The 404-nt window shown below is 65.3% G+C and carries 1 protein-coding gene; it reads right to left on the bottom strand.

Features of this window, described 5'->3' with window-relative positions; translation table 11 throughout:
- The coding region (locus EN742_RS37500) for an aminotransferase class III-fold pyridoxal phosphate-dependent enzyme (RefSeq protein WP_128334018.1) at positions 1 to 404 on the bottom strand (404 nt) is incomplete at both ends.

Here is a 404-nt window from a genome sequence, read left to right as displayed (position 1 = left end):
CCGGGATCATGCCGAAATTGGTCATCAGCGGCTCGGTCAAAACGCAGGCGACATCGCCATGCGAGAGCGCTTCCTCGAGCGCGGCGACATCGTTGAATTCGACCACCCGGGATACGGCCGAATGATCGACGCCGTTCGGGTGGATCATGTTGCGCATGCCGATCCTGCCGTCGCGGATCTCGACATGCGCCTCCTCGACGCCGCCGTGATAGCAGCCGGAAAAGACCAGCACTTTCGGGCGGCCGGTGATCATGCGGGCGATGCGGATGGCGCCGCGATTGGCATCGGTGGCCGAGGTGGTCAGCGTCCAGTATGGCAGGCCGAAGCGGCGCGTGAGCTCGGCGCCGACCCAGAGGCTGTCCTCGGTGGGCAGCATCATCGTCGTGCCATTCTGCAGCTGGCGG

This window comes from Mesorhizobium sp. M4A.F.Ca.ET.020.02.1.1 (assembly GCF_004022645.1).
Taxonomy (GTDB): domain Bacteria; phylum Pseudomonadota; class Alphaproteobacteria; order Rhizobiales; family Rhizobiaceae; genus Mesorhizobium.
This window is presented reverse-complemented; position numbering and strand designations above follow the sequence as displayed.